Below are 1680 nucleotides of genomic sequence, written 5' to 3'. Positions count from 1 at the left end.
ATGAAGCTTCTTGTGTGCGTGAAGCGAGTTGTTGACTACAACGTGAAGATCCGGGTTCGTGCGGACGGGTCTGGCGTCGAGCTTGCGAACGTGAAGATGTCGATGAACCCGTTTGACGAGATCGCCGTCGAGGAGGCCGTGCGCCTGAAAGAGCAGGGGAAGGCTGCCGAGATCGTGGCCGTTTCCATCGGCCCGCAGCAGGCGGCCGAGACGATCCGCACCGCGCTCGCCATGGGCGCCGACCGGGGCATCCTGGTCAAGACCGACGCCGCCGTCGAGCCGCTGTCCGTCGCCAAGATCCTGAAAGAGGTGATTGCGCAGGAGAAGCCCGATCTGGTGATCATGGGCAAGCAGGCCATCGACGACGATGCCAACCAGACCGGCCAGATGCTGGCGGCTCTCCTGGGCTGGCCGCAGGGCACGTTTGCCTTCAAGATCGATGTGGCCGAGGGCTCGGTCGACGTGACCCGCGAGGTCGATGGCGGCCTGCAGACGCTGGCGCTTAACCTGCCGGCCATCGTCACCACGGACCTGCGCCTCAACGAGCCGCGCTATGCGAGCCTGCCCAATATCATGAAGGCCAAGAAGAAGCCGCTCGACGAGACCTCCCCTGAGACGCTGGGCGTGGATGTCAGCCCGCGCCTGAAGGTGCTCAAGACCGTCGAGCCTGGCGGGCGCAAGGCGGGCGTGAAGGTGGGCTCAGTCGCCGAGCTCGTCCAGAAGCTTAAAGTCGAAGCCGGCGTGCTCTAAGGAGACCAAGACAATGACCACATTGCTGATTGCCGAGCACGACAACGCTCACCTGAAGGACGCCACCCACAAGGCCCTCTCGGCCGCTCAAGCGCTCGGCGCGCCCGTGCATGTGCTGGTGGCAGGCTCGAATGCCCAGGCGGCGGCACAGGCCGCAGCCAAGCTGGACGGCGTGGAAAAGGTGCTGCTGGCCGATAGCCCGGCTTACGAGCATCAGCTCGCCGAGCCGACCGCCGCCCTGATCGTGTCGGTTGCCGCTTCTTACGATGCGCTCATGGCGCCCTCGACCTCGAACGGCAAGAACATCATGCCGCGCGTGGCCGCGCTCTTGGACGTGATGCAGGTCTCCGACATCACCAAGGTGGTCTCGCCCGATACCTTCGAGCGTCCGATCTATGCCGGCAATGCGATCCAGACCGTGCAGGCGACCGACGCCAAGAAGGTGATCACGGTGCGCACGGCGGCCTTCCCGGCGGCCGGTGAAGGTGGATCGGCTTCGATCGAGAATGTAAACGCGGCCGAGGATGCGGGCGTGTCGCGCTTCAAGGGGGCGGAGATCGCGCAATCCGATCGTCCCGAGCTGACTTCGGCGCGGATCATCATCTCGGGCGGACGGTCGCTGGGCTCGGCGGAGAACTTCAAGCAGTACATCGAGCCGATCGCCGACAAGCTCGGGGCGGCCATGGGCGCGTCACGGGCTGCGGTGGATGCGGGCTATGCGCCGAACGACTGGCAGGTGGGCCAGACCGGCAAGGTGGTGGCGCCGGATCTCTACATCGCGGTGGGGATCTCGGGCGCGATCCAGCATCTGGCCGGGATGAAGGATTCCAAGGTGATCGTGGCGATCAACAAGGACGAGGAGGCCCCGATCTTCCAGGTCGCCGATTACGGCCTCGTCGGCGATCTCTTCACAATCCTCCCTCAGCTCAA

General features: G+C 64.9%; 2 protein-coding genes. Both read left to right on the top strand.

Annotation, left to right across the window (positions count from 1 at the left end):
* Positions 1-750, top strand: coding sequence for an electron transfer flavoprotein subunit beta/FixA family protein (locus AB4Y85_RS19400; protein WP_441986542.1), 750 nt, complete (start codon positions 1-3; stop codon positions 748-750).
* 13 nt (positions 751-763) lie between these two features.
* Positions 764-1680, top strand: a 917-nt coding sequence (locus AB4Y85_RS19395) for an electron transfer flavoprotein subunit alpha/FixB family protein (protein ID WP_441986541.1), incomplete at its 3' end; no start/stop codon positions are given.

It is taken from the genome of Microvirga sp. 2YAF29, assembly GCF_052114605.1.
Classification (GTDB): Bacteria; Pseudomonadota; Alphaproteobacteria; order Rhizobiales; family Beijerinckiaceae; genus Microvirga.
Note: the sequence above shows the minus strand (reverse complement) of the source record. Positions and strands in the feature narration are given on the sequence as shown.